Genomic DNA, 5276 nt, shown 5'->3' on the forward strand with positions numbered 1-5276 from the left:
CCGCCCCACCCGAAGCCGCCCCGCTCCCCACCGGCTCGACCAACCCGGCCAGCGCCACCCGCGCCCGAGCGTCCGCCGCCTCGGCCTCCGCCTCCTCGCCCTCCGCGCGCTGCGCGTCGTCCTGCCGCGCCGCGTGGTCCCGGTACAGCCGCCCCACCGGTTCCGCGTCCGCGAGCAGCGCCTCGTCCACCCGGACCGCGTCCCGCTCGCCCTCGGTCTCCGCGACCTCCCGTGCCAGGTCCTCCGCGACCCCGGCCAGCTTCTCCAACCGCTCCGTGGCCCCCCGCCACGCCGCGAGCCCCTCGACCCCCAGGAACGGCCCCGCCCGGTGCAGCTCCGCGACCCGCCGCCGGGTCGCCGCCAACCGCCGCGCCGTCTCCGCGACCCGCACCCGCGCCGCCGCCCCCAGGTGCCCGGCCTCGGCCTCCCGCAGCGCCGCCGCCGCCGTCTCGGCCCGCCGCGCGAGCGCCGCGACGTCCTCCTCGGCCCTGCGCACCTGCGTCGCGTCGGCCATCGCCCCCGCGATCTCGCCCTCGACCTCCAGGTACCGCTCCAGCGCCTGCCGGGTCACCACGCTCCGGCTGCCCCGGTGCTGCTTGTACAGCGCGTCCGCCCGAGCGGTCAGCTCGTCCAGCAGCAGGTGCACCGACCGCCCGCTGCGCGCCCGGAACACCAGCGCCGCCAGGTCGCCCTTGGCCTCGAACAGGTCCTGCCCGCCGAGCCGCAGCATCTCGTGCGACAACCCGAACGAGGTCAGCCACCGCGCCCGGTCGTCCCCGTCCCCGCGCCACGGCTCGCCACCCCCGCCGCCACCGCCGCCGCCCTCGAACCCGACCAGCCCGGACGCCGTCCGCGCCACCTCGTGCTCGACCCCGTCCAGCAGCACCCGCGCGCCCACCCGCAGCTCCTTGCGGGGGTAGCGGAACGCCCGCCCGGACTGCTGCGGGATCGACCACAGCAGGTCGGCCAGCGCGTCCAGCGCCGTCGACTTGCCCGTCTCGTTGGGCCCCAGCACCAGCGTCAACCCCGGCCCGAGGTCGACCGCCCGGTCGGCGAACGCCCCGTACCGCTCCAGCACCAGCCGGGTGATCCGCATCAGCCCTCCTCCGCCGACAGCCGCGCGACCAGCCCGTCCACGGCCGCGCCGACCACCCGCTCCAGCACCGCGTCGTCGTCCAGGTCCAGCTCGGTGCCGCGCAGGTGGCGGCCGAAGTCGCGCTGCAGCGGGCGCACCACCTCGGCCAGCTCGGCGAAGTCGGCCCGGTTGCCCAGGATCGCCTCCAGCAGCTCCCGGTCCGCCGGGTTGACCTCCTGCGGCGCGAGCGCGCGCGACCGGGCCTTCTCCAGCGTGATGTGCTTGCGCTGCGCCAGGGCCAGCACCTGCTCGTGGAAGTGCTCCCGCCGCCCCAGCGCGCCCGCCGCGCGGGTGCTGCCGGTGACCGTGACGCGCGCGACGAGCCTGCGGCCGTCCGCCGAGGCGCGGGCGTCGTCCAGCGCCGAGTCGACCGCGTCGAGCACCTCGTCGAACGTGCGCAGCCCGCTGGCGTCCACGCTCAGGTGCTCCCAGCGGGCCACGTCCAGCGGCACGAACCGGGTCCGCGCCCGCTGGTCGTGCTCGACGTCCACGACCAGCGCGCCCTTCGCGCCGGTCTCGCCCGCGTGCCTGCCCTGGAGGTTGCCGGGGAACGCGGCCACCCGCTGCCCGTCGTTGACCACGCGGCGCTGGTGCACGTGCCCGAGCGCGAAGTAGTCGTAGTCGCACTGGGCGAGGTCGTGCGGCGTGCACGGCGCGTAGGTGGCGTGCCCCTCGGCCCCGTCGACGGCGGTGTGCAGCAGCCCCACGTTCACCAACCCGCGCACCCGTTCGGGGTACGCCAGGACGAGGTTCTCGGTGACTGCCCGCTGCGCGAACCCCTGCCCGTGCACGGCGAGGCCGAGGTCGTCGTCGATGGCGGTCTGCGCCTTGTCGGTGGCCATGACCGTGACGTTGTCGGGCAGCCGGACGGCCTTGGTGACCACGCTCTGCGCGTCGTGGTTGCCCGCGACCACGTACACCTTGACGCGGTTCTGGTGCAGCACGTCCATCTGCTGCGCGAAGAACCGCCCGGTGGCGTAGTCGGGCCAGTCGCCGTCGTAGACGTCGCCCGCGAGGACCAGCGCCTGCGCCCCCTCGCTGACGGCGAGGTGCACGAGGTTCTCCAACGCCCGCCGCGAGGCCCGCCGCAACCCGTGCGCGGTCTCGTCGTCGGCGAACCGGGAGAGCCCCCGGAGCGGGCTGTCGAGGTGGACGTCGGCGGCGTGCACGATCCGCATCACCACCACCCCGTCCCGGCCGAGCGCGCGCGTGAGATGACCATGATCAGGACATCGCCCGATCGCGCGCTTCCGCTACGACGAACGCCACACCGGTGGGGAGAACGGGGTCGCATGGGGCCCACGATTCCACGGTGGCGCCGAGCACCGGGGAGGCGGTGCCCTGGGCGCGCCGCGTGGCGGGGGCGACGACGACCGGTCGAACGGGTGAACACGCGGGTGGGTGGTCAACGAGCGCAGGGTGATCATCGATTCCCCTTCGCCGGGAAAACCAGGGGGCGTGGTGATGGCGCTGTTCGGCGGCAAGGCCAAGGCGGAGGCGCGGAGCTGCGCGACCTGACCGCCGCCGTCGAGCGCTCCCGCGCCGAGCAGGCGGCCCTGGTGGCCCAGGGCGACGCGGTCGCCTGCCACGTCAACGGACCGTCGACGGCTCGGCCGAGGAGGGGCAGCGCCTCGGGCGGGCATGGCGAAGCTGGTGCTGCGCGCCTGCAACGCCGAGGCCGACAACGCGGCGCGCGGGAGCAAGGCGCACACCCGCGAGGCGGTCAAGGGCAAGCTCACCGCCACCAGGGGGACCACCGGCCAGCTCGGCACGTCGATGCGCGTCCCGGTGTCCACCGAGCACCACCGGCTGCGGCTGCTGGAGATCGACCCGGCCGCCGACCACCTCGCCAAGGCGGAGACCGGGCTGGAGCAGGCGCGCGAGCAGCGGGCCGGGGTGGACGAGGCGATCGCGGGCGTGCGCGACCTGGCCGCGAACGTGCGCACGGGCCACGTGCACGTGATCTCCGACATCGGCGCCCTCGGCCCGGACGTGGTCAAGATCGGCATGACCCGCGGGCTCGACCCCGTGGACCGGGTGCGCGAGCTGGGCGACGGTCGTCACCCCCGACAGCGGCGCGGACGGGGACCTGTCCGACGACGGCGCGGGGTGACCGCGGTCCCCGCCCGCCGCAGGGCCCTACCCCTCCGACGCCGCCAAGCTCCCCAGCAACCCCAGCGCCTCCGCCGACCGGCTCCCCGGATCGGCCTGGTACACCGCCAGCTGCTGCCCCGGCGCGCTGTTCACCGTCAGCGCCTCGTACGTCAGCTCCAGCGCCCCCACCAGCGGGTGGTTGAAGCGCTTGCGCTCGGTCGACTTGCGCCTCACGTCGTGCCTCGCCCACAGCCGCCGGAACGCCGCGCTCTTGAGCGACAGCTCGCCCACCAGGTCGACCAGCTCCGCGTCGTGCCGCCCGCTCGCGTCCGCGCTCGCCCGGAGCCCCGCCACGGTGTTCAGCGCGATCTTCTCCCAGTCCGGGTAGAACGTGCTCGCGTCCGGGTCCAGGAACACCAGCCGCACCAGGTCGTCGCTGTGCTCGTGCCCGGCGAACAGCGCCCGCCCGAGCGCGTTGTGCCCCAGCACCGCGAACCTCTCGTTCAGCACCAGCGCGGGCGTGTCCGGCCAGCTCTCCAGCATCCGCAGCAGGCTCGGGCTGACCTGCTCGCGCTTGACCGCCCTCCTGCGCGCACGCGGCGCCGGGCGGGCCAGGCCGCGCAGGTGCGCCACCGCGTCCTCCTCCAGCCGCAGCACCCCGGCGAGCGCGTCCAGCACCTGCTCGGACGGGTGCTTCTCCCGCCCCTGCTCCAGCCGCGTGTAGTAGTCGGTGCTGACCCCGGCCAGCTCCGCCACCTCCTCGCGCCTCAGGCCTGCCACCCGCCGCGTGCCGCTCGCGGGCATCCTGACGTCCTCGGGTCGCACCAGGGCGCGCCGCGCGCGCAGGAAGGTGCCGAGCGCATTACCGTCCATGCCCCCGAGGTTAGGTCAGCAGCGCCCACTGAGGGTGGGTGCGGCTCACCCTGGACAACCGGACCGGGTCAGGCTGCTTCACCCGCCTGGAGCAGCGACGCGGGTACGTTGGAGAGCGTGACCACCCCTTCACCCCGCCGTCAGGCCAGGACGAGGACCGCGCGCGTGCTGCGCACCGAGCGCCTCTCGCCCGCGCTGGTCCGCGTCGTGCTGACCGACGTCGACGGCCTCGCCGAGATCGAGCACTCCGACAGCTACCTCAAGCTCCTGTTCCCCCGCGAGGGCGTCACCTACCCGGAGCCGTTCGACATCGCCGCGATCCGCGAGTCCACGCCGCGCGAGCAGTGGCCGCACAGCCGCACCTACACGGTCCGCCGCTGGGACGGCGCCGAGCTGTGGATCGACTTCGTCGTGCACGGCGACCGGGGCGTCGCGGGACCGTGGGCGCTCAAGGCGCAGCCGGGCGACCTGCTGCGCTTCGCGGGCCCCGGCGGCGCGTACACCCCGGACCCCGAGGCCGACTGGCACCTGCTGGCGGGCGACGAGAGCGCCTGGCCCGCGATCGCCGCGTCCCTCGACGCGCTGCCGGAGGGCGCGCGGGCCGAGGTGCTCGTCGAGGTCGACGGCCCCGAGGACGAGCAGCCCGCGCCCGTGCCGGTGCGCTGGCTGCACCGCTCGGCCGGGCAGCGGGTCGCGGCAGCGGTGCGGGAGCTGGAGTTCCCGCCCGGCCGGGTGCACGCGTTCGTGCACGGCGAGGCGGGCATGGTCAAGGAGCTGCGCGGCCACCTCCGGCTGGAGCGCGGCATCCCGCGCGCCGACCTGTCGATCTCCGGCTACTGGCGGATCGGCTCCGACGAGGACGGCTGGCAGGCGGGCAAGGCGGAGTGGAACCGCGCCGTCGAGCTGTAGCAGGAGAGCTTAACCGCTGACCCGGTCGTGTTCCCCCGCAAAGGGGAACGCGACCGGGTGCGTCACTTCCCGTAGTGCACCACGTGCTCCAACCCCAGCGGCGTGGCGGGCGGCAGCGGGTCACGCGCCGCGAACCCCTGGATCAGGTAGCCCACCAGCCGCCGCGACGCCGCCTCGGCCGCCTCCCGGCTGTCGGTCACCAGGCCGCTGTTGGCCATCAGCGCCATCGTCAGGTCGTGCATCTCGAAGTCGGCCCGCAGCCTGC

4 protein-coding genes and 2 pseudogenes are annotated in these 5276 nt (G+C 75.3%); 2 read left to right on the forward strand and 4 right to left on the reverse strand.

Annotated elements, in window-relative coordinates; translation table 11 throughout:
* Together ACTUAL_RS08670 and ACTUAL_RS08675 are read right to left on the reverse strand one after the other, a co-directional pair.
* On the reverse strand, positions 1-1096 hold a 1096-nt coding region (locus tag ACTUAL_RS08670; protein WP_440899886.1), incomplete at its 3' end, for an AAA family ATPase.
* The gene (locus ACTUAL_RS08675; RefSeq protein ID WP_440899887.1) at positions 1096-2313 is read right to left on the reverse strand and encodes a metallophosphoesterase family protein; all 1218 of its coding nucleotides are present in this window, start codon (positions 2311-2313) and stop codon (positions 1096-1098) included. The genes ACTUAL_RS08675 and ACTUAL_RS08670, both read right to left, overlap by 1 nt.
* Positions 2314-2776: 463 nt before the next feature.
* On the opposite strand from ACTUAL_RS08675, the pseudogene ACTUAL_RS08680 reads away from it, so the two are divergent.
* Positions 2777-2890, forward strand: a pseudogene (locus ACTUAL_RS08680) (hypothetical protein); the annotation flags it as partial.
* A gap of 384 nt (positions 2891-3274) precedes the next feature.
* On the opposite strand, the gene ACTUAL_RS08685 reads toward ACTUAL_RS08680, so the two are convergent.
* Complete coding sequence (locus ACTUAL_RS08685; protein WP_440899888.1) at positions 3275-4102, reverse strand: helix-turn-helix transcriptional regulator; 828 nt, start codon at positions 4100-4102, stop codon at positions 3275-3277.
* 117 nt (positions 4103-4219) lie between these two features.
* Here ACTUAL_RS08685 and ACTUAL_RS08690 point away from each other — a divergent pair, with 117 nt between their 5' ends.
* Positions 4220-5011 carry a siderophore-interacting protein gene (locus ACTUAL_RS08690; protein WP_440899889.1) on the forward strand — a complete coding sequence of 264 codons (792 nt, stop codon included), beginning with the start codon at positions 4220-4222 and terminating at the stop codon, positions 5009-5011.
* A 62-nt stretch (positions 5012-5073) separates the two neighbouring features.
* On the opposite strand, the pseudogene ACTUAL_RS08695 reads toward ACTUAL_RS08690, so the two are convergent.
* A pseudogene (locus ACTUAL_RS08695) lies at positions 5074-5276 on the reverse strand (TetR family transcriptional regulator); the annotation flags it as partial.

The sequence above is a fragment of the Actinosynnema sp. genome (assembly GCF_052038725.1).